This is a genomic window from Photobacterium galatheae, assembly GCF_000695255.1.
Lineage (GTDB): Bacteria > Pseudomonadota > Gammaproteobacteria > Enterobacterales > Vibrionaceae > Photobacterium > Photobacterium galatheae.
This window is the reverse complement of sequence record NZ_JMIB01000027.1, coordinates 148,142-173,774: the sequence shown is the minus strand read 5'-3', so window position 1 is coordinate 173,774 and position 25,633 is coordinate 148,142. Positions and strand designations below refer to the sequence as shown.

Below are 25,633 nucleotides of genomic sequence, written 5' to 3'. Positions count from 1 at the left end.
AAAATTTTTGTGAGTGCCTTGCTCGCGCTCCTGATGTTCATGCAGGTTCCTCTGGCGTCCGCAGAGAATGAGATAGACATGTCTGTCTCTTGTCCAGCCCCCGTCGAAGCATTGTATCAACCTATCTCTCAACGGATTTTTTTAGCCATGTTTGGCTCGGAAGGATCCATACATGCTTTAAATCCACTCGGATTGACAGACAGCCAGGCGGATGTGATTCGCGAAATGACGGCTTCTGAAAGAGCTGCCTGTGCTGCGCCAATGCCGGTCGAAACCGCGAATACCATCGCCAATACGCTGCGCTACCTTTACGGCGTTACCGCTGTATTGTGGGGGGTGATGGTGGCTTTATATGCATTTGACTCCGCATACCTTTCTCAAAACAGAAATACCGAGAAAAGTGCTTCTGCTGAATCCCCGGCCCTGAAAATTATCCGATCTCTGGTGGCTGTGGCGATCACCGTTCCTTTTATGGATTTCCTGTTGTCCCCCTTCATGAGTGAGCAAGCGGTTCAAGAGAAAGGAGAGAGCAGTATTTATGACTTTTCTGCGGTACATCAGCTCATGTTTCGCGGGATAGGGAAGGCGATTGGTACCGCGGAGGACATTGATGCCAAACTCAAAAAGAGGTATGTCGCCAGTAACCCGACTTACGTGATTCCAGCCCCGGATTACCCGATAGATACAGCATCTTACGGCATCATGCATAGTCAGAATAAAATTTCCGGCATTTTAGATTTTGGTCTATGTGTTGTTTTTGAAACGAATGGGGTGACTCCTAATTTTAACCACATTCAGGAGTCTGTGATTCAAGACGACCATGCCTACAAACTTCGTTTTACCTACAAGGAAGGAAAAGCGGATTGCACTCTTTTACTTGAGATGAAAAAAGATAAAGAGACATTGCATGCGGTGGATACGCTGTCTAAGAATACAGCGCTGGCTTTCAATATGAATTATGCGCAAAAAGAGAGCCTGTTATTTACGCATTTGGCCAGAGCGCTTGTTGACGTATCGATAGGTCATGCGGAAGGGATGCTTTCGATTGTCAGTCCAGATTCGCCTCGGATTCTACTGGATTCAAAGCACAATCAATCGCAGGCGATCAACAAGGTGATTCATAACCTTCAGTTTTGGACAGAAGCCTGCCCTTTGACCAGAGGGGAAGCGAAAGCGTTTGCATCGAAATACGGGAAGCCGACAGACAGTTACAAACCGACGGCTGCATCGATTGCAGATTTGAGGACACTGTCTGAGAAATGTGTCGCCTATCTGATCACCGCAAAACTAGCCTACCCGAAAAACTTTCAAGGTGATTTCACAGATGAAGCAAGTTCTGTCTTCGGAACCAAACCGTTAAAGTTTGATGCCGCTTTGTTGCCCAGTGTTGATCCAGAGAGTGACTCGAAGTTTGCATACCCCGAAGTGAAAGATGCCAGACGGTTGTCAGGGCGGCAATACCAGACCTGTGCTTACTATACGGCAACGGGCAACAATCACAGCCCGGAAGCCTGTTTAAAAACCGTCTGTGATTTGGTCGATCCGACGGCCCCGGTGAGTGGCATTTTTGAATGTGCGGTACTCATTCATGTGGCAAAAGAGGCGGGGCTGAATAATTATTATGACTCGCTTGGGTTTGTTGCAACCCCTGCCACCATTCTCACAAGGTTAGGAAAAGGAGAAGTCGCCAGTGCGCCTCAAAGCTTGATTTATAGCTTCAAGGCAAATTATGCAGGGGATGTCAGCCCAGAGATCAGTCTGTATGACTTTTATCATGATCTCACTGAGATAGATTTGTCAGATTACTCGGCTCATTTCAAGTACACGGATTATTCAAATGATGGTTCTGACCGACAACAACAGTCGCCAGCCGATGAAATCGTTCAGTGTCTGATTACCCCTTCGAAGGTTATCAAAAACGAAGGCATATTTGGTGAAGCGTATTTCAGGGTCTGTGAACATCCGATCAATGAAGTGCATAACTTCGGTATGTATTTGCTGAAAATGTATGCCGGATATCTCGGCGGTGTTTCCGCAAAGTATGGCCAGGGTCTTTTTGAAAAGTATAAAGCGAAGAAGAGCAAAATTGCCCAATCTTCGGGCCCTGGCACAAGTGGCAACGAACCTGGCCCAAAAAAGAAGCAGAAATCTTCACCCAAGAAAGACTCAAAAAATGAGACAGAGGCTGAAACAACCCCTTGGAAACGCATGATGTCCTTTATCATGGACAGGCTGCTATCGGCTGGCACATTGGTTGTGGGGGGAAGCCTGTTATCGGTGGCCATTGATGGGAATTCTTTTGCGGTTCCTCAATTTATGGCACCACTTTTGGGTAAAACCAATGAAGACACACCGTATTGGAGCGACCCGAGTGGCGCGTTTACGACCGCTTCTGTTGTCGCAGGATTCGCGATGGGATATATAGTGAGCGGAAACATCGTCTTAACCGATGGTGAAGAACCCTCGAAAGCTGAGAAGGCTGCGATAAAACGGAGCGCAAATAAAACAACCAGCATCGGTATGCTGATACTTTCTTTTGGTTTTATCGCGGCATTTATTGTTCCTTTGATTCCAGCCGCGATTTTTTACTCAGCGTTCATCTCAGTCATCGCTAACTTGCTTGCGATGGTATTTAGTGCAAATTTCCATATTATTTATGCCTTTGCCAATACGGGGAGTGATATCCGGAAGAAGTTAACGGCGCTATTTAATAAGTGGGTGCTGATGATTTTGAGAATCCCCTTGCTGGTGGTTGGGTTTTATTTGACTTACTCCCTGATGGTGACAGTACTGCCTGCATTTGCTGAAGTCACGCATGACATATTGGCGATGGCAGGGCTCAACATTAAGTTGTTCGGTTTGCTCGATATGAGCGGGTTTATCAGCATGATTATGTCGTACCTATTATTCCTGTTCTTTTTCATGCTCATGATGTTTGCCATCTTCGATGCCATTACGGGTCCATTTGAGTTAACTCGCGGACTTGTGTTCAACGATGACAGTGGGGAAGCGCTGGGTAAAACAGATTCACATTCTAAGATTGATCAGAATATGAAGTTGTTTAAGAATATTTAAAAATCACGCCCACATGTGTGGGCGTTTCTTAAAGATTTAAATTGAATGATGAGGAAATTATTGCTTCTGGTTGCCGCCTTCATGGTGTTTGGTGCGACCGCACAGAATAAGTCTGACGAGATGGATGTCATGGTGATCAACCCGAAAGAGATGGGGATACCGAAACATAAAATTGAAGACCTCATCCGAAGAAAGGTTGCGTATCACAATCGGTTGTTTGAGAAAAATGATCTGCTGATCAAAAGAGGGGTGAAAAGCATTGAATACTTCGAGGCTCCAGTCGAGTTTGGCAACCTGTCTCTCGAAGCAACATCTCTGTCGATATCCAGCGCTGGACTGCCGCCTGTGTTTGACGGTACGGCGTTCAGCAACCGGTCTTTAGAGGAAAAAATCACGCGGTGGCTGAAGAAAAACAGCGAAAACTACAAGGTCATTTTGATTCCGAGAAAGAAACAAGCGCTTGAGTGCGGGATGTCTTTTCGTTCGAATGCGCTGAGTTTCAGTTTGATATATCTTGCAGAGACAGGTCAGTGTGCAAGCGACTGGCTTTTGGCCCATGAACTCGGGCATCAGGATGGTCTCGTCCATGAGGGGGAATCTGAAGTGGGGGCAGGTGGTGACTGCCCGGATCAGCCGAGTCTGATGCACTCGGGTCTACAGGGGGAGAGAGATTTGATTTTCGGGAACCCGAGTGAATGCGCTCAGGGAAGAGGGAAACCCTCAAAGACCCCTTACGATCTCTACAAGGAACGATCAGAAAGAAACAAAAAAGGGGCGTACCGTGTCCAATCTGAGTCTCAGGTTCCAGTCCGGCCCATAGTGATATCAGAGCAGTACGAGATCAAAAACATGGATGTCCACGCGAAGATTGTGCTCTACAATCCAACGCGTCAGTCTATGAAAGGAACCCTGAGGCTGATTGACCTGAACGCACCAGTGAGTCTCAAAAACAGATCGGTTACCTTCCCAGAGGTCATGACGGTAAAACCCAAAGGGGTGACTTATCATGAAGTGACCACCACCAGAGAGAAGCTTCTTGGCTATGGTGAGACATTGAAAGTTTCAGCCGAGATCAATTGGCAGTAAAAGAGGCGAGCATTGCTCGCCTTTCTCGTACTTAGAAGCTCATGTTGACGCCGAGATAGAAGCCATCACTGATCATGCGACGGTTTTCTTTCGCGGTGAAAGAAGCGCCACCCACATCACTGCCATCTGCTGTTTTGGTCACAGTAAACGCTGCATCTTGGATGTCGCGGCGGTAACCAATTTCTGCGCTGAGACGTCGGCTTCCTTTATCCACGAAGGCGTATCGCATACCAAATTCAGAGGTTGTGCCGCCGCTAAAGCTTTCATTGTCTTCACTGAAGCGTTTTTCAAACTCAGAGAAAAGTGTGAGCCCCTGAAACTGTGGCAGCTTGTAAGACACACCGAGGGCAACATGCGGGTCATTGGCATCCCAGTCGAGTGTGGTCGGGTCATCTTGTTTGCCATGGCGAGCATCATAACGCATGCTGACGCCGGCGCCGTAATCGAAAGACAGGTTTTCTGTGGCATCGTAAACATAGAATGCGCGAATATCTGTATTCGTGTATTCGAACAAGTTACTTTCAGCTTTGCCTATCTGAATGGAAACATTAGGAATCAGGCCGTTCTGAGTGTGAGCGGTCGCTTTGAGCAGGTTGTTCTGTGCACTGACATAGCGTTTGCCAACTGTTTCATGGTCTTGGAACCAGATTTTGTAATCAAGGCTCAGGCTCGGTTTTTCTTTTGTTTGTTTGACCGCATCGGCAGCAAATGCGGGTGCTGACATCGCAGCAATCACTGTAAGTGAAATGATCGTTTTTTTTAGCATTGTTGTCCCATTGTCAAAAGTGGATTTGTCATTATATTGCCATTTTGTGGTGGCGATAACTTAAAAATTCAGAGGAAAGATAGAATTTGAGTCTTACTTAATCAATATCTATCCACTAACATTTAAAATAAAAACCACAAATATGTCAGAAACAAAGAAAGGAGATTTAAACGTTCGCGTTTCTTTTGGAGCAAAACCAGCCTCTGAAGCACCCGATGTTTTAGATGAGGTGTTCGATTTGCTTTCAGAAATAGATCTTCAAGCTTCAGATAGCCCAGCAGAGACTGTCAGTTCGGGCGTTTCAGATGTGGTTAAGGCGGGAAAATCGACTCGCCCAGAGAAACGCCCCGATGCCAAGCCCGAAGCGGCAAAGTCAAAGATGAACCCTGTTCAAGCCAAACCTGTGCGTCAAGAAAAGTCTGGGCATCCCCAAAAGCCTGCGAATCAGGAGAAGTCTGCGAGTCAGGAGAAGCGAAGAGCGGTACAACCAACAGCAACCAGGCCATCGAAGGCACCGGTTGCTGTCGCCTTACTGGCTTTGGTTTGCGCCCTTGGCTTCGGTGGCACCTCGTTATATCTCAGCCTCAGCCGCCAATTGAATGACAGTGATCATCTTGTTCAGCGAGTGGAGGCACTGACCATGAAGTCAGAGCGCTTCGCGCTAGAATTAGGCGAGACAAAGCAAAAGCTCTCTGACGTGTTGCAAAAAAATACGGATCTGTCTTCCCTCTTGGCAGTGACAGCCCTTGAGGCAGAAGAGAATGCGGGCAAATATGTGGTTGAATCAGACCTGATGGCGCTTAAATCTCAGGTTGAGGAAATGTCGGTTGTCGCAGGCGGGTTTGCCGCGCTTTTAGACCGCATGTCTTCACTGGAAGCGCAGACGGAGCAGCAAATTGAAAGCATTGTGATGGCGACAGCGGCCCAAATGAAAGAAGGTCTCAACAGTTACTCGAAATCAACCAACAAGTGGGTTACTGAGCAGCTCGACAGAAGGGGCGATTTAATGATCAGACAGATCGGCAATGTTGTTGCTGAAGTCAAAATTGACAGTGAAAGGCAGCAAAGAGAAACGATCAAGCTCAAAACTGAACTCGACCACCTCAAAAGTTTTCAGAGTGACCTGAAAGCGCTCAACGCTCGTCTTCAACAGCTTGAAAAGGATGTTGATGTCAATGAGTTACGTCAGTTAACTTACAAAATGGAGTCGTTATTGACCCGAATGAACGCATCAGGGATTCAGTGATCGGCGGATGACATTTTCAGGCATTGTTTTTTTGTAAGGGTCAGTTTTTTATTCACTTCCCCTTATTTTCTACGGAGAAAATTTCTATTTTTATAGTAATTAACAAAAAAACAATTACAACCTAACAAATGAAACGAGTATCCTTCGACGAAATTCATAACGGCAGTTTACCGATTGTTGGTATTAAAAATGCTGGCTTTGACCTCATAGTATCTACTTCAGGTGGCGAAGATCTTCGCATTGAGGATGGATTAACTGAACTTGTAACGAACCGAGCTAAAATTACCTTTGCCAATGGGAGTGTGGTTGACTACAAATCTCTCATTGAGAAATTCATCGTAGATGATAAGAGTATTGAAACGCTTGATATCAATTTCGTTGGCGATTCAGACAAAAGCTCATCTGCCGATAAAGAAGGCACGGGTGTGAAAGAAAGCGCGATCAATGAAGTGACGCTGGCACTCAAAGACTTCCTGGATACCGCAGCGGAGTCAGATCTGGAAGAAGTTCCGGAGCTAACAGAAGAAGAGATTCAGGCTGCGTTAAAGAAAGCGATTGAGGATGCGAAAGCGCAAAAAGAAGCAAGCGCTTTAGAGAACGAAAGCTCAGCAGCCAGTGAAGCACAAGAAGCGCAGGCTGAGGAGGCGTCTGAAGAAGACGCATCAAAAGAATCATCCAGCAAAGAGGCGCAAGAGCAGGCAGAGCAAAACACAGATCAGCTTGAAGAGATGCAAAACGAGCTGCGTGTTGAAAAAATAGAGCCGAACGACAATACATCCAAACTGACGGGTGAGTACGAGACGCCACCTGCCATAGACAATAATAATTCTTCGAATAACTCAGGGAAGTTTGATACGGAGGGGGAACCCAAAGCGGAGGAAACTTATGAATTTAAAGTTTCCCTGAAAGCGGACTCAGACTCCGGGGCGAAGGGTGACTTTATCACCAATGTCGGTGAACCTGTTTTTACCGGAACAGGCATGCCGACTTCTGTAGTCACGATCACCATTGACGGTGTGGATTATACGACCACGGTCGATGGTGAAGGCAAGTGGGTGCTTCCGCCAATCCCTCAGCTTGAAGAGGGCGAATATTCATACAGCGCAAAAGATACCGCCGGCAATAAAGTCAGTGGTACGCTTGTGATTGACCAAACAAACACCCTGACCCACGACCTGGAAAATGACACTGGTGTGAGTGACAGCGATAACATCACTCAAGATACCAGGCTTGTGTTTGTCGGCAAGACAGATGCAGGCGCTGAAGTGGTCATCAAGATAAACAACAAGGCCTATCAGGCGACAGCCAACGCCAATGGTGATTACACCCTGAAGGTGACAGACGCACTCCAGGATAAAACGTATGACTACGAAATTATTTCTACGGATGTGGCTGGAAACGAAGTTTCTGAAGTCGGCAGTGTGACGGTTGATACTAAAATTGACGCAACCGTAGCGCTCTCGTCGGATGATGACAGTGGTTCAAGCAACAGTGATGGCATTACCAAGGTGAATGAAAACCTCACGTTTGCCGGAAAGATCGAAGCTGAGGCGACAGCGTTTTTCCAATTTAATGGAACGAAGTACCCGGTTCAGATTCAGGAAGATGGCTCGTGGAGCATCACTGTGCCAGCCATGCTGGAAGACAAAACCTACGCATACCAGCTTGAGGTGACGGATGTTGCCGGAAATCATGGGGTGATTTCTGGGGAGGTGGTCGTTGATACCACAACAGAAGTGACAGGTGGGTTAGATCAGGGATCGGATACGGGTCGTCTCAACGATGATGGGATTACCATGGCAACCAAGCCTTACTTTTCCGGGGAGGGCGAACCCAAAGCGACAGTCGTCGTGACGATTCACCATCGTGATTACCAAGCCGTTGTCGGAAGCGATGGGCGCTGGAAGCTACAGGTGACAGAGGAGCTTCCGGAAGGGGATCACCCTTACACAATTGTGATTACCGATTTGGCCGGCAATACGGCTGAGATTTCGAATACGATCACTGTGGACAGAGGCATTACCGTATCCGCCGATCTGGAAACGGATACCGGCGTGAGCGACAGCGATGGGATCACCCAGAATAAAAATAACGTCATCGTGGGTCAGACCGAAGCCGGGGCGACCGGTACCATCACCATCACGGGTGTGAATCATGGCCAGCCCATCGCGCTGGCGATAAAATCAGATGGCTCATTTTCTTTTGAGACGGGTGAACTCGAAGACGCGACTTATGAATATACCATTCATGTCGTTGACAAGGCGGGGAACGAAGCGTCCCTGACTCAGACACTCACGGTCGACACCCAAACATTTGTGACGGGCGGATTAGATGCAGGTTCTGATTCGGGCGTGAGTCACACTGATGCCATCACGAATCAGAAAACGCCGGCTTTTTCTGGGGAAGGCGAGCCGAATTCATCGATTGTCTTCAAAGTGAATGATCAAACGTACAGTGCTAAGGTGAACAGTGAGGGGCGCTGGCGTATCGATGTCACGGACCCATTGCCAGATGGGAAGGTTCAGTACGAGGTGATCGCAACAGACTTGGCTGGCAATACCGCGAGTTTCGAAGCGTTTGTCACCATTGATACCAAAGCGCCAACCAATGTGACCGTCACACTCGATAACGACTCCGGCGAGAACGCGACAGACTGGATTACAAATGCACGTCAGCCAAAGTTTTCGGGAACGGTTGAAGCGGGCTGCTCTGTGGTTGTCACGATCAACGACCGCAGTTACGGTGTTGAAGATGGATTGACGATTGAGGGAGAGACCTGGTCTTTCACGTACCCGGATGAACTCGAAGATGATGTGTATGACATCAAGATTGTTGCAACGGACACTGCGGGCAATGATTTCGTTCTCGATCGTCAAATCAAGATTGATAGTCAGACTCATATTTCTGGTGGCTTAGCTCCGGAATCTGATTCCGGGGTAAGCAACTCGGATCGGGTCACGAACATGAACCCGCCGACTTTCAAGGGTCAGGCTGAGGAAAACGCTGAAATTCAACTGAATGTCGGCGGGAAAGATTACATCGTGACGTCTGATAGCGAAGGGAACTGGTCGTTCACGGTCGATAAGCTCAGCGAAGGTGAGCACCTGGTGACGATGACGGTGACTGACGTCGCTGGAAACACCCAGACGATCACACAATCCATTGAGATTGATACAACCGATCCTGTCGAGTCGACCCTTCACCTGAAAAATGATTCTGGTGAATCCGCCAGTGACTTTATCACTAAGAATAACGTGCCATCCCTACAGGGACAGGCCGAGCCAGAAAGCTCGGTTGAGATCCTGGTTCGGTTTGAAAATGGTGAGACGTACCGCTACCAAGAGCCTGATGTGGTTGTGAATTCGCAGACCGGTGAATGGCGCTTTATTTCTCCCATCAAATATCCAGATGGGAGCCATGAGATTTCTATCATTTCTACCGATGCGGCTGGGAATGACTCCGTCAAAACGCAAACCATCGTGGTTGATACGCAAATTGAGCTGACTTCTCAACTGGATCCGCTTTCGGATTCAGGCGAGAAAGGTGACCGCGTCACCAAGGAGCAAACCCCGACCTTCCAGGGAACCGGGACTGCTGGCGACACGGTCACCCTGACCATCAATGGGAATGCTTATTCATCGCTTATCAATGAAAATGGCGAGTGGTCAATTACGGTCTCTGACCCACTCCCCCACAGTCCAGATCAAGCCTACGAATACAAGGTCGTGGTTGTTGATGTGGCGGGGAACACGACCTCTCGTTCAGACAGAATCTTTATCGACACTGAAACAAGAGTTTCTGGTGGGCTAGACAGTACCAGTGATAGCGGCGCAATCGACGGCATCACAAATGATAATACGCCAAAATTCAGCGGTCAGGCCGAGGCTGGGGCGACGGTTGTTTTAACGATCGATCGCAAGTCCTATGAGACCGTCGCGGATGACCGTGGAAGATGGTCCATCCAGATCAACACGGCGCTGGTTGATAACAGCTACCCATACACCATTACTGCGACAGATAAGGCGGGTAACAGCCATGACATCAGTGATGTGATCAGAATTGACACTAAAACCAGTGTTTCTGGTGGCCTTGATGCAAGTTCTGACAGCGGGAGTGCGGATAACCTGACGAATATCAACCGTCCATTTTTCTCAGGAAAAGGTGAAGTTGGCAGTCTCGTGACCGTGACAATTAATGGGAAAGATTACCAGGCGATTGTCGATGAAAACCAAAACTGGAAGGTTCAGGTGACGGATGCGCTGCCAGATGATGAGTACACCTACCAGATTACAGCGGTCGATATTGCGGGTAATAAAGCGATGTTGCCAGAAGGGACGATCGAGATTGATACAAAAACAGTGGTCACAGGCGGATTGGCCGCAGGCTTTGACTCGGGTTCAGACGCGACAGACCGCTTGACGAAGTTTGATTCGCCAAAATTTGCCGGAACCGGTGAAGTTGGCGGCACGGTCACGATCACCATTGACGGTCGTGAATACAGCGCTCAAGTTGACTCCTCCGGGCAATGGGAAATTGAGGGAATTCATAATCTTTCGGATGGAAGACACCCTTACGAAATCAGTATTGTTGATGCAGCTGGCAACAGAGAGTCCTTTAAAAACGACTTAACCGTTGATACGACGCCGCCTGAATTCACACCGGCGACACTGGAAAAAGATACAGGTGCAAAAGACAATGATCTCATCACCAAAGAAGGGCAACTGGTTTTTGTCGGTCGTGTTTCGGAGGCAGACACTCGTATTGAACTGAGTATCGACGGTCAGGTGTTTCGAACACCATCGGAGATTATGGTTGAAGCGGATGGCTCATGGCGGCTTGCGCTTCCTGAAGCCCTTGCAGAAAACCTCAGTGGCTACAACTTCAAGATCACCTACACCGATGCCGCGGGGAACCCGGCCACTCAGTCAGGAAAAGTGATTGTTGATACGTCAAACACCATTACAGGTGGGTTGAGTGTTTCTTCGGATTCAGGCATTCAGGGAGATAAAACGACCAATGTGACGAAGCCAGTCATCGCAGGTTCAACGGAAGCCAATGCGAAGATTACGCTGCTGATCGATAACAAAGAGTACACAACCGTTGCGGACAGCGAAGGTCGGTGGAGCATTCAGACAGGCCATCACCTGAGCGATAAGACCCATACCTACACTGTGATTTCTGAAGATTTCGCAGGGAATCGGGTTGAACTCACGGATGAGGTGACCGTAGATACAACCGCGTCATCGCTTTCGAGCATCTTCCTGGACAATGACTCGAACATCAAAGGGGATTGGGTGAGTAAAAACGCAGATCCTCAGTGGAGCGGCACGTTAGAAAAAGGCACTGAGCTGACAATCACCGTTGTGGGGGGCGGCAAAACGATCGTCCTGAGATCGCCTGATGATTTTGTGGTGGATGCAAACGGTCAATGGACGGCATCACTGGGCCAAAATCTCAGTGACAGCAATTACAGGGTCACTTTTGATGCCATTGATAAAGCCGGGAACCCGTCATCGATCACGCATGACCTTGTGATTGATACGGCCATCAGTCTATCTGGTGGGCTTAGTGCTGCCTCAGATACGGGGGAAAGTTCGTCAGATCAAGTCACCTCGAATAACACGCCAGTCTTCAAAGGTGAAGGCGAAGCGGGCGCCACCGTGACCCTGGTGATCCAAGAGAAAGAATTTAAGGCAACGGTTGATGAAGACGGTCGCTGGTCAATCAGTATTCTGAATGCAATCCCTGACGGTGTTTACCCGGTAGCGATTTCGATTAAGGATACAGCGGGGAATGAAAAGGCACTCCCGATCACCAATGTCACCATTGATACAACCGATCCTGTGATTGAGTCTGTGCAAATGGTGACAGACACCGGTGTTGATACGTCAGATGGGATTACCAAGGAAAGCAGTCCTGCGTTTGCCGGTAAGACTGAACCCAATACAAAGATCGTGCTTGAAATTGCAGGACAACGATACACCATTCCAGAGAGCAGTATTGACTCGGAAGGTAACTGGAGCTTCACGGTGCCCATTGAGCTGCCAGACAATCCATACACCTGGCGTGTCATTGTGACTGATAAAGCGGGTAATACGTCGGAAAGTACGGGTAACATCAAGATTGATACGACAAATACCCTGACTGGCGGTCTGGCGAAGACAAGTGATACCGGGGTTTCCTCAACAGACAAACTGACCAATGATAACAATCCGACCTTTGAAGGCGGCACGGAAGCGGGGGCACAGGTGACGCTGCGTTTCGCAGATGGCACCAGTTATCAAACGACAGCCTCTGAAGACGGCTTCTGGTCAATCGATGTGACGGATGCGCTCACGCATGGGCGTCATGAGTATGAGATCATTTCTGTGGATACCGCAGGGAATGAAAAAATCATTAAAAGCTTTGTCAACATCGACATTCAAGCGCCTGCGGTGACGATCAATCTTGTGAATGACACAGGCTCCAGTAGCACAGACGGTGTGACCAAGAGTCGGACGCCGATCTTCAGCGGTACATCAGAAGCCGGCGCTTCTGTTGAGCTGACAATTAACAACATAACTTACGGCCCGCCAGCAGTGAAAGTGAACGCCAATGGTGAGTGGTCATTCGTGCTTCCTATTGAGCTTGAGGATGGCAAGTATCGTGTTGATGTGGTTGCAATTGATCAGGCTGGTAACCGGATTGAAAAAGACCTCAACATTGAAATCGATAATTCCGTATCTTTAAATGCGAACCTGAAGGCGAGTTCTGACACGGGCTCCAAGGATAATGATGCGATTACAAGAGAACAGATGCCTGAATATGAAGGTACTGCGGATGCCGGTTCTAAAATCACCTTTACGGTGAATGGCAAGCGCTACACAGCTATTTCCGGACAGGATGAGAAATGGGAGCTTGCGATTACCGATCCACTGCCAGAGGGGACGCATCATCTGACCATCACGGTCGAGGATAAAGCGGGAAACACCAAGACGATTCAGGACGAAATCACGATTGACCGGACAGCCATTATGTCGGGCCGTTTAGCGGCATCCAGTGATAGCGGTGTCAGCGACAGCGATAAGATTACGAGTGATCAATCTCCCTTGTTTACCGGGGTTTCAGAACTGGGTGCGACGGTAACCGTGACGATTAACGGTGTTTCGCAAAGCGCTGTGGTTGCTGAAGATAAGACCTGGTCGATTCAGTGGGCCACCGATCTTTTAGATGGTCGCCACAAAGTTGAATACAGCGTTTTAGATGTAGCGGGGAATACATCATCTTTTGTTGAATACGTCACCATCGACACCAATCAGCCAAACGTGCCCCAGGTGACTTTGGTAAATGATACGGGTCTGGATCTTAACGACAACATCACAAAAGAAAACCGCCCACAACTCGCGGGCGTGGTGGCAGAAGGTGAAAGTGTCATGCTGATGATTGACTCGGTCATCTATCGCTCTCCGCAAGATATCACGATCAATGCGTCGGGAGAGTGGTCATTCCGTGTGCCTGTCAATCTTGATGATAATACTTATCCATACACGGTTGTGGTTGAAGATTTAGCTGGCAACAGAAGCCAGATGACAGGCTCAGTGACAGTCGATACGCAATTTACGATGACTTACGCGCTGGATGTCGATTCAGATTCAGGTGAGAAAGACGATTTTAAAACGAAGAATCAGACGCCAACGTTCAACGGACAAGCTGAAAATGGCGCGAAAATCGTGATCGAGATAAACAGTAAAACCTATGAAACGATCGCAAATACAGATGGTTCATGGGCGTTGACGATCGATACGCCGCTTCCGCATGGCGATCACAACTATGTGATTCATGGTGTGGATAAAGCCGGAAACAAAGCGGATTACCAAGGGAAGCTGGCGATTGATATCGAGACGGAGTTGAAAGGCGGCTTAGATGACAGCAGTAATTCAGGCGACAAAACTGATCTGATCACGAATTCTGAGACCATCAAGTTTTCTGGTGTGGGTGAAGCAGGCGCAAACCTGACCATCAATATTGGTGGGAAGACCTATGAGTCGAAAGTTGATGCTTATGGGCGTTGGGAATATACGGTGCCTGATCAACTGCCAGAAGGCCAGTATCCCTATGAGATTATTGCCGTGGATGCGGCTGGGAACGAGGCCACGTTGAAAGACACGATTGAGATTGACAGAACGAACTTTATCTCAGCCGCGTTGAAAGCAGGCTCCGACTCGGGGGATGCCAGTGATCACATCACCAATGTTCAGCGTCCAACCTTTGTGGGCTCGACTCAGGCAAACACTGAAGTGAAGCTGATCGTGAATGGATCGACGACCTATACCCTTGACGTTCAGCCTGATGGCACATTTGAGTTTCAAATTCCGTCTGAATTGTTAGACGGGAAATACAACTATGTTTTTGAGTCTGTAGACCGTGCCGGGAATAAGGTCGAAGCCAAAGGTCATTTTGTGATTGATACGCAGGCTGAGCTGTCGGGAGGGCTGGATGCATCCAGCGACTCAGGGGTTCAGCTGGATCGCATCACCTCAGATAAAACGCCAACATTCTCAGGTGATGGAGAAGTCGGGGCGAAAGTGATTCTGACAATGAACCATAAAAATTACGAAACCATTGTCGCTGCGGATCGTTCATGGTCAATCACACTGCCAGAGGCGGATGCACTCGCAGATGACATTTATCGCTACGTGATTCAAACAATTGACATTGCTGGCAACGTTCAAAGGATCGAAGAAACCCTGGAGATTGACTCGACGGTGACGGTCACCGCAGCGATGATCACAGACACGGGTTACGATGACAACGATGGTATTACTTCTGAGACCCAGCCGACATTCGCCGGAAACATGGAGATTGGTGCGACTCTGAGTCTCACCATGAATCATAAAACGTACACCGTGGAAAACGGAGTTACCGTCAACCCTGATGGAACCTGGTCATTTACACTGCCAGTCAACGATGCGCTGGCGGATGGCGACTACCCTTGGGTGGTGAATATCATTGATGCCGCTGGCAACACAAACGCGGTGAATGGCGTGGTGACCATTGATACTACCGATCCAAGCGCGCTCACCGTCAGCCTGACCAATGGCTCGGTGGCTGATCAGTCTATTTCTAAGCATGCGACCCCTGAGTTTGGGGGGCAGATAGAAAAAGGGACTCGGCTTGAGGTCAAATTAAACGGTCAGGTTCAGCCGAGCAGTCTGATCAATATTGATGAAGACGGGAACTGGAGATTTGTTGCGGGTGAGAAGCTTGCAGACAATGATTATATTTTTGAATTTACGTCGACGGATGCTGCTGGGAACGCCCAGACAATCCGTCACGATCTTACCATTGATACCGCTACAACGATCACGGGTGGATTGGATGAGCAGACGAACTCAGGTGCGAAGAATGACCTGAAAACCAATGCTGAGGCGCTGAAATTCAGTGGCTCAGGTGAAGCGGGGTCAACCGTTCAAATCTCGATTAACCGTGTGACTTATGAAACCACGGTATTGGAAGATGGCACCTGGTCATTTGTCATGCCGGATTCTCTGGCTGAGGGAAGCTACAGTTATCACATTGTTGCGACAGATGCGGCAGGCAATACGGATGAACTGCGAGACACCATTGTCATTGATAGAACCAACGTGATTTCTGTCTCAATGGATGCGGATTCAGAAAGTGGTTCAGATAAATCGGATGGTCTGACGAATGTGAAACAGCCAACCTTCATCGGTTCAACTCAGGCAGGCGCAACGGTTCAATTGATTGTTAACGGAATCGACAAATTTGAGATCCCCGTGAACGCTGACGGAAGTTTCAGCTTTACCTTCCCTGAGGCGCTTTCTGACGGCGGTTACACCTTCGAATTTATCTCGATTGATGACGCCGGTAACCAGGCGAAGCAAAGTGGTCATTTCACCATTGATACGGTGTCAGAAGTCACTGGCGGGCTGGATGCGAATTCGAACTCGGGTGATCAATCGGACAGCCTGACGAACTTTAATCAACCTAAGTTTTCAGGAACGTCTGAGGTAGGCACAGAAATCACCCTCACCATTAATCACAAAGCATACAAAACAGTTGTTGGTACTGATAAGACGTGGTCTGTCACGATTCCTGCTGCGGATGCACTGGATGATGACACATACGATTACACCATTGTCGCAATTGACAAGGCAGGTAATAAAGAGACCCTCTCCAAGAAGATGACAGTGGATACAGAAGTCGCGCTGACGGCGGTCATGACCACGGATACGGGGTTAAATCAAAATGACGGGAATACCCAGGAGACCACACCAAGCTGGATCGGCACCATGGAGCAAGCGGCGACGATTAGCCTCACGGTCAATCAAAAAACCTATACGGCCGACAGCGGTATCGTGGTGAATCCCGATGGTACCTGGGCGTTTACTTTACCGGCTCAAGATGCGCTGAGTGATGGTGAATATGTTTGGGTGGTGAACATCGTGGATAACGCGGGTAACGTCAATCATGTGAGTCATACCGTCAAGGTAGATACCACAGCGCCGACCGCGTTAACGGTTGATCTGCTGAACGGTTCAGTGCCTGATCAAAGCATTTCCAGCGAGCAGCTTCCATCTTTTGGTGGTCAGTCAGAAGCGGGAACCCAGATACTCGTGCTCCTGGATGGTGACGTTCAGCCTGAAAATTTGCTCACGGTGAACCCTGATGGTACATGGCGCTTTACCGTTGCGAATGAACTGCCTGAAGGGCACTACGTCTTTGAGTTTATTTCTATTGATGCGGCGGGGAATAGTCAGGTTGTGAAACATGACCTTGAAATTGATACATCAACGACCGTTTCAGGGCTACTGGACGCAAGTACGAACACTGGCTCCACCAGTGATCAAATCACTAAATCTGAAGACATTAAATTCAGTGGAAAAGGTGAAAGTGGCTCGAAGATTGTAATTAACATCGCGGGCAAGAATTATGAAACGACTGTCGATGAACAGGGAAACTGGGCTCTGACACTGCCCGATCGTCTTGAAGACGATGTTTACAACTACATGATTACTGCCACCGATGCAGCAGGAAACACGGCTGCCGATCAGGGCAGTATTGAAGTTGACAGAACGAATACCATTGCGGTTGGCTTCAAAGAGGGTTCAGACAGTGCGGATAGCACAGATGGGATCACCAATGTCAAACAGCCAACATTTGCAGGAACCACTCAGCCCGGCGCTCAGGTTACGCTGAACTTTAACGGAACCACTTCATATGATGTGACGGTTCGTCCGGATGGCACCTTTGAGTTCACCTTGCCAGAAGTGTTGAGTGATGGTCGTTACACCTATGAGTTTGTCTCTGTCGATGTGGCAGGTAACCGCGTGACCAAAGGGGACGATTTTGTAATTGATACCGTCTCTGAGCTGACCTGGGCACTCAGTTCAGCGTCTGACAGTGGTGTGGCTGACGATAAGAAAACCAAGCATGATACGCCGACTTTCGAAGGTGAAGCGGAAGCGGGCAGCCTGGTCACGATTAAAATCAACAACAAGCAATATACGGTGTATGCGGGTGATGACAAAACCTGGTCGATTCAGATACCGAAGTCGGATGCGCTGCCTTCAGGGAAATGGGATTACACCATTACGTCGGTTGATAAAGCCGGGAACTCAAAAACGATTCAGGATGACATCACCATTGATACCAGCACTTTTGTGACGGCGGTTCTGATGAACGATACAGGCGATGACAGTCAGGATGGCATTACGCAATCTTCATTGCCTCAGTGGAACGGCACCATGGAGCTGGGTTCGAGTATCTCGTTCTCCATCAACAAAAAAACGTACACCTCATCGAATGGCATCGTTGTGAACAGTGATGGTACATGGTCGTTGACGTTGCCAAGCGCAGATGAGCTTACAGATGACATTTATGCGTGGGTGGTACGCGTTGTTGATGAAGCGGGTAATGTTGCTGAACAACGTGGCTCACTCACCGTTGATACCCAAGCACCAACGGAGCTGACGGTTGATTTGCTGAACGGGACGGTGCCGGATACCCGTATTTCAGGTGATGACAAGCCGCAATTTGGCGGAAATTCAGAGGCTGGCACGATCATGACGGTAAAACTGAATGGTAAGTTGCAGCCTGAGTCTTTGATGACCGTGAATCCGGATGGTTCATGGCGCTTTGACGTAGACAGTGCTCTTTCTGATGGGGTCTATGTGTTCGAGTTTATCTCGACGGATGCCGCTGGGAACAGGCAGTCTAAAACACATGAGCTGACCATTGATACCTCAACCTCGGTGACGGGGGGCTTATCGACGACTTCTGATTTAGGTGAGCAAAACAGTGACGGGGTCACCTCTTCGAAAGAGATTGTGTTCTCAGGGACGGGTGAACCAGATGCGAAGATCGTGTTGAATATCGACGGCAAAAACTTGGAAGTCACGGTTGGGGCCGATCAACAGTGGTCTATCGATGTCGGGGAGCTCGACGGAACAAACAATAACCGCTACGACTACATCATTACCGCAACGGATAAAGCAGGGAATACAGATGTCGTCAGGGACTTTATTGTGGTGGATACCGTCGCACCCATCAAACCAACATTTACTCTGGATTCTGGAAGTGACACGAATACCCAGGGGGACTGGATCACCAAGTCTGATCGCATTGTGTTTAACGGTGTGGGTGAACCCGACGCAAAAATTGTCGTGAAAATTGGTTCGGACACCTATGATCTGATTGTGCCATCAAGCGGTCAGTGGCAGCTTGACCTTGCGAACTACCCAGAAGGCACTCATCAGATTACGGTAACCGCGACAGATTTAGCCGGAAATGTTGCGATACAGACAGAAACGCTTGTGGTTGACCGCTCGATTGCGCTTGATGGGCGGCTCGATGCGGCTTCAGATACAGGGAGTTCAAGTTCTGATAAATATACGAAGACAGAAAGACCGGTTTTCTCCGGATCCTCAGATCCAAGAGCCACGATCACCGTCACGCTGAAAATGTCGGATGGAAGTTCGGTGACGCTCAATGCTGTTGCAGATGAGACGGGCCATTGGGAAACCGATCCTGCTGAATATGGGGCGGATTTAGAGAATGGTACATACGAGTTTGTTGTTCATGCCGTTGATGAAGCCGGGAATGAAACATCTTTCAGTGACAGCTTTGTGGTGGATCGTTCGATTTCGCTCACCCTGAAACTGGATGACTCAACGAATTCTGGCATCTTCAGTGATACGTTGACGAACTTCGATAAGCCGAGGTTCTCCGGAGTCGGCCAGGCGAACGACAAGGTGACGGTTTGGGTTTACAACGCTTCGGATGAGCAGGTGGAGATCATTCATTCAACGGTTGCGTCGAACGGAACATGGACAGCAGATGTTCTGTCTGCATTGGCTGACGGTGACTATCGTATCGTTGCGAAAGCACAAGATAAGGCGGGTAACCAGGTCACTCACGAGATGGCTGTGACGATTGATAAAACCCCGCCAACAGTTTTGACGGGGGGATTGGATGACGCAACGAATTCAGGCGATAAGGATGACAATATTACCAAAGATAATGTGTTGAAATTCTCCGGTGATGTGGAGGCGGGTTGTACTGTGTCGCTTGTGTTTGCGGGTGGCAAAACATACAAAGCAATCGTGAATCCGGATGGTTCCTGGTCTCATCAGATGACTGAGGCACTCGCCGACGGCAACCATCTGTACACGATTGTTGCGACAGATGCGGCAGGAAACAGCACGGAGATCAGTCGAAACGTGACGATTGACCGAACCATCAACTTTACGGGCGGTCTTGCGGAAGGTTCAGATACAGGCTGGGAAGCGACTGACTATGTCACAAGTGAGAGAAGGCCAGTATTTGAAGGCTCGACCGATCCGTTTTCAACCGTGGTTGTCACTCTGAATACGGTGCCGGCAAAAACAATCAGCACAGTGGCGGATAAAGACGGAAATTACTCGATCAATCTCGGTGATCTGTATGGCGCTGGAGGTCAATTCCCGGAGGGTTCTCATAGTCTCACTTTTACGGCAACTGACCCTGCAGGGAATGAGTCGACATTGAGTAAAACACTGGTTGTTGACTCAACCGACCCGCTCGGGCTGACGCTTGAATTAGCAGACGGTTCAGACAGTAACATCAAAGGTGACTTTATCACCAACGACAGCACGCCAGTGATCGGCGGGAAAGTCGAATTCAAAGATGTTCGTCTGATGGTGAAAGTGGCGGGGAATACCTTTGATGTTGATATCAATCCCGATGGGACATGGCAGTTTGCGATCCCAATGAGGGATGATGGGGTTCACCCGATCACCATCATCGCCGAAGATAAAGCGGGGAACAGAAGTGTGATCAATCAAGATCTTGTTGTGGATACGCAGGCGCCGGGTGAAATTACCGGTCGCCTGTCTGCGAGTTCTGATAAAGGTCAGTACATCAATGACGGTGTCACAAACATCAACCAAAACCTGAGCTTCGATGGTCAAGGTGAAATTGGAGCAACGGTTGTTCTTGTCTTGTCTGGTAAGTCCTACACGGCATCGGTTGATGCGACGGGTCACTGGGATGTGGTTGTTCCCGACCTGATCCCCGACGGTAAATATCAGGCTGAAGTGCGAGTGACCGATAAAGCGGGAAACACCAGCTCTCAGAACATCAAATTTGAGGTCGATACGCTGAAACCTGAAATGGCGGCGATCAAACTTCGCCCAGAAGATGATACGGGGGAAGACAATGCAGATGGTGTCACGAATAAGAAAAGTCCAACCATCACCGGGAGTGCGAGCACGGATTCCGCGAAGATTTGGATCACAATTGATGGCACCTCGAAGCGTTATGAGGCAACGATTCAAGAAGACGGAACATGGCATTGTCCGCTGACGAATATTGGGGAAGGTGAGTTCACCTATACGGTTCATGCTGTTGATGCCGCAGGAAACTCGAATGAGAGCAGCGGTCATACCATCACGGTCGATACAAAGAACAACGTTGACGCAAGACTGGATGAAGGTTCAGATTCAGGTGCATCTTCATCGGATGGGATCACCAATACCCGGCGTCCGACCTTCAGCGGGACGACTGACAGCGGAAACAAAGTAATTTTAGAAATTCTGGATAAAAATGGCACCGTTGTCTTTACGGAATGGAAGCAAGTCGATGGCACTGAATTTAGCTTCACCGTGGGTTCAAATCTGCCTCAGGGTGATTACACATGGCGTGTCATTGCGGTGGATAAAGCAGGGAACGCTGTGCCGGATGAGGGGAATTTCACGATTGATACCCAAAGTACCACCACTGCCGGTTTGAGTTCAGCCTCTGATACAGGTAACAAAGACGATAATCTGACCAACCTCAAGAACCCGGTTCTTGCAGGCAGCGCAGAGGATTCAAGTGAGATCACGATTAAGGTGACCGGGAACTTTGGCGGCAGTGTTTCAACCCAAACCTACACGGCGAAGGCGAATGCAACAGGCATGTGGTCGTTCACCATCCCGGATGCTGTCAGAGATGGGCATTATACGTATGAAGTCACGGCGGTGGACAAAGCTGGAAACACAAGCTTACCTGTTTACGGTCAGTTTGATGTCGATATGACGCCGCCTTCGGTTGAGGGGCACCTTGTGACAGACAGTGGCGACCCGACGGATAAAATTACCAACGGTGTTCAGACTGGAGACAAGAAAGGGCATCTTGATTTTGCAGGGACAAGCTCGGGGGGCGCAACCAAAATCATCATCACGATTGCCGGGCGTACTTACAATGTGACGCCAAATCCGGATGGCACATGGGAGTTTGTTGTGCCTGACAAGATCACCGATGGCAAATATCCCTATACCTTTGTCGCAGAAGATTCTGCGGGGAACCGGAGTGACCCATACACAGGGGAAGTGACTATTGATACCAAAATTGACGGGATGGCGACACTGGCCCAAGCTTCCGACTCGGGTGAACAGGGGGATAACCTGACGAATAAAACCAAGCCGCTCATTAGTGGAAGTGGTGAAGCTGGCTTGTCGATCAACGCTTCGCTTTCCGGCGGAGGCTTAACGAACTTCTCGCTGGGCAGCATCCAGGCTGACGAGCAAGGAAAATGGACGCTCAACATCGGAGATTATGTGTCTGCGGGTCTCAGTGATGGCGCATACACGATCACTCTGTCTGCAACAGATAAGGCGGGGAACACGGGGGACTTCACATATCGATTCAATGTTGATACAACGCCGCCCGTGGTGAATCTGAACAAGTACAACGCCAGTGAAGTCACAACGGATAAGCCGAAGATTTCGGGTTCTGGTGAGGCCGGAGCGACGGTTGTTCTGGTGATTGATAATGAAACATTCTCAACAAAAGTTGGATCGAACGGTCAGTGGGAATTCGCGGGCGCTGAAATGCCAAGTTTCCCAGATGGCATCGTGGACTATTCTGTGTACGCAGTCGATAAAGCGGGGAACCGCTCTGAGAATGTTAGTGACACTGTCACGATTAATACGGGCACATTCGTTGAGGGAACACTTGATGAAACCACGGATACTGGTGTATTGAATACCGATGGGATCACTCAGAACAGAACGCCAGCCTTCAAGGGAAATGGTGAAGCTGGTGGGGAAATCTCGGTTCTGATCAAAGATGCCTCTGGCACTGTGATCAGAACATACACCACCACAGTTGCCAGAAATGGTGTTTGGGAAGTGGCGATTCCTGCGGATGAGCCATTGAGTGATGGGACTTACAGTTATGTGATTCAAATTAAGGACTCGACAGGCAATGTGGCCAGTGTCGATGAAAAAGATCTCATCATCGATAACACCCTAGCCATCGAATCGATGCGTGGCTGGTCTGGCGCTTGGGGGGGGAGTAAGCATGGTGATACATGGTATCTGGCTTCAAGTGACAACCAAATCCGGGGGGTACTGAAAAACAAGGAGAAGGGCGCGGAGATTAAAGTAGTGATCAACGGCCAGGAATACGTTGGTTTGAGTGATAAGAATGGGAACTTCAATATTACCCTGAACCTCACCGATGGTACTTATGACGCGAAAGTTTACGTGAGTGATGTTGCTGGCAACACGACAGAATCAAGTCTCAAGCTGGATGTTGACTCAGTTTCTGACTGGACCCTTGCTAGTGATGATGATGTGACGGGCGATCCGAAGAATTGGATTGTAGCAACGTCAAGGCCGACCTTTAGCGGAACAAATGACGCAGAGAATGCGCATAGAATAAAAGTGGTTCTATATGGGGATACCACGTTGAGCTTTGTAGCTGTGATAACAGGTGGTCAATGGAAGGTTGTTTGTGACCAGGATGTGCCAGATGGGACTTACGTATACAGTGTTATCTACTTGGAGAAATCAGGCCGAGCGATTGAGAAAAGAGGTACAGTGATTGTTGATACTGTCAATGAAGTGATGACACTTGCTGATCTGGATAAAGTCACCGATGCAGAAGGCAACTGGATATCAACCAAAGTTACTGGTTTTGGTGAGCCTCATGCGGCTATCACTGTGACACTCAACGGCGTGCAATACACGACGAAAGTGAGTGTCAGTGGGAAGTGGACGGTTGATTTACCTATTGTTGAGAATGGTGCGTACGACTTTAATGTGAACTCAAGAGATCGCGCAGGGAATGAGGTGAACCTTTCAGAAAACCCAGAGAACAAGCTGGTGGTCGACTTCATTGATAACCTGACGGTTGATTTGGCACCTGATGCCGTGTTTAACCCGACCAATCACCCATTCACGGGTAAAGGGGATCCGGGGAACTCGCTAAAAATCGAAATTACGGATGAACATGGCAACGTGATTGTGAAGTATGCTGCCGTGAACTCTGATGGGACTTGGTTTATGAACCTTTCAGATTTAGCAGATGGTCTCTACACCGTGAAGGTGATCGCGTCATCGAACTGGGGCGAGAAAGAAATCATCACCAATCTGGGTATTGATAAGACGCCGCCTGCGATTGAGTCTGTTCAATTAGAAACAGATACTGGATTTGATGACTCAGATGGTATTACTTCAACGAAGTCTCCAGCCTTCAGCGGGAAAGTTGAAGCGGGGGCAAATGAAGTGACGCTGACTATCGGGGGCGTGACTTACAGGAGTGGCGAGCACTTTGTGCTGAATCAGGATGGGACTTGGACATTTACGGTGCCTGTTGCGCTTGCTGATCAGGAATACACCTACACAGTGACCGTCAGTGATGCGGTCGGGAACGCGACATCGAAATCGGGGACTGTGACGATTCAAAGTCAGAAGCCAGCCCTTTCTGAAATCACCATTGAAGATGGTACGAACGTCAATGGCAATATCGTGACAAACAACGAGAGACCTGAGCTTTCCGGTCGAATTGATCACCACGCAAGCAAGATTGTTATCACAATCGGTTCAGTGACCTTTGAAAGCGGGAAAGACTTCTTGGTGTTCCCGGATGGCACCTGGAAAATTGAGTTGCCACAAGGACTGACTGAAGGTGACCATATCGTGACCATCCGAGCTGAAAACGCAGCAGGAATCGTCACTGAAGAGACGGTTGCGTTTGAAATTGACCTGACGCCGCCACAGGGGACAGGTGCACTGGATGCAACAGCCAATGAATTTGCCGGTGAGAACACGATTATCAATGGCCGCCCGATTTTCTCGGGAATGGGTGAGGCTGGCGCCACGGTTATGGTTCACATTGGCGGTAAGTCATACAGCACCACAGTTGGAGAAAACGGCAACTGGCAGTTTGAAATTTCGGATACCTTAGCGGATAACAAGTATCTGTATGTGATTGAGATGCTTGACCGAGCAGGGAATAAAAGTCAGATCGACTACGATATGATTTACGTTGATTCAACCGCGACGCCGCCTGCAATCAGTACAGAGACGATTTCTTCAACAGAGACTCATCTGGACTTGGTTTACGGCGAAGGTGTGGTGAGCGGCACGGGTGAGTTTGGTGAGATTATTGAACTGGCTCTTAAAGGCCAGACTCAAGACCTAAGCCAAGCGCAGAAGTTGACTGCTGAAGTGGATTTTGAAGGCCATTGGGTGATCACTGTGCCGGATACGGTCGTAGTGGGTGATTACACTTACTCAATTTCGAAAACAGATCTTCAGGGAGATACGGCTGTTATTCAAAGCGGTGCAATGACGGTGACGGCCCCTGAACAGCCTGCTGAACATACGTCCAACATTGAGGTGACGCAGGCGAATGATCAGCTGCTGTTGTCAGGATACGCAGATCCGGAAACCGACGTGTTGGTTATTGCAGATGGTGTTGAATCTAAGGCGACGATCAATGAGAGCGGCGCATGGTCTGCACCTGTGAGCGCAGATGCAACAGATGTTTCTGTTCAGATGACTGAAGGTGGCAAATTCGTCACACAGTCAGTGGATACGTCGTCTGCGACAGCACCAGAGACGACAGAAACCCATCTGGCTTCAGTCTCTGGCGGACATGGTACGGAAGAAACCCTGGATGAAACCATGTACTAACCATTCATAAAACAG

At 48.8% G+C, this 25,633-nt stretch carries 5 protein-coding genes; 4 read left to right on the top strand and 1 reads right to left on the bottom strand.

Going from position 1 to position 25,633, the window contains the following annotated elements; translation table 11 throughout:
• The first annotated feature begins 33 nt into the window (after positions 1-33).
• On the top strand, positions 34-3,075 hold the full coding sequence (locus EA58_RS13880) for a hypothetical protein (RefSeq protein WP_161781053.1): 3,042 nt from the start codon (positions 34-36) through the stop codon (positions 3,073-3,075).
• A 45-nt stretch (positions 3,076-3,120) separates the two neighbouring features.
• The gene (locus EA58_RS13875) at positions 3,121-4,161 is read left to right on the top strand and encodes a hypothetical protein (protein ID WP_036753940.1); all 1,041 of its coding nucleotides are present in this window, start codon (positions 3,121-3,123) and stop codon (positions 4,159-4,161) included.
• Positions 4,162-4,192: 31 nt separating this feature from the next.
• On the opposite strand, the gene EA58_RS13870 is transcribed toward EA58_RS13875, so the two are convergent.
• On the bottom strand, positions 4,193-4,927 hold the full coding sequence (locus EA58_RS13870) for a porin family protein (RefSeq protein ID WP_036753938.1): 735 nt from the start codon (positions 4,925-4,927) through the stop codon (positions 4,193-4,195).
• Between the two features lie 379 nt (positions 4,928-5,306).
• Between EA58_RS13870 and EA58_RS13865 the strand changes: the two genes are divergently transcribed.
• Together EA58_RS13865 and EA58_RS13860 are read left to right on the top strand one after the other, a co-directional pair.
• Entirely contained in the window at positions 5,307-6,173 is an 867-nt protein-coding gene (locus EA58_RS13865; RefSeq protein ID WP_152548054.1) for a hypothetical protein, read from the top strand.
• Positions 6,174-6,301: 128 nt separating this feature from the next.
• Positions 6,302-25,618, top strand: a complete 19,317-nt coding sequence (locus tag EA58_RS13860) for an Ig-like domain-containing protein (protein ID WP_036753932.1) — start codon at positions 6,302-6,304, stop codon at positions 25,616-25,618.
• The last annotated feature ends 15 nt before the right edge of the window (positions 25,619-25,633 follow it).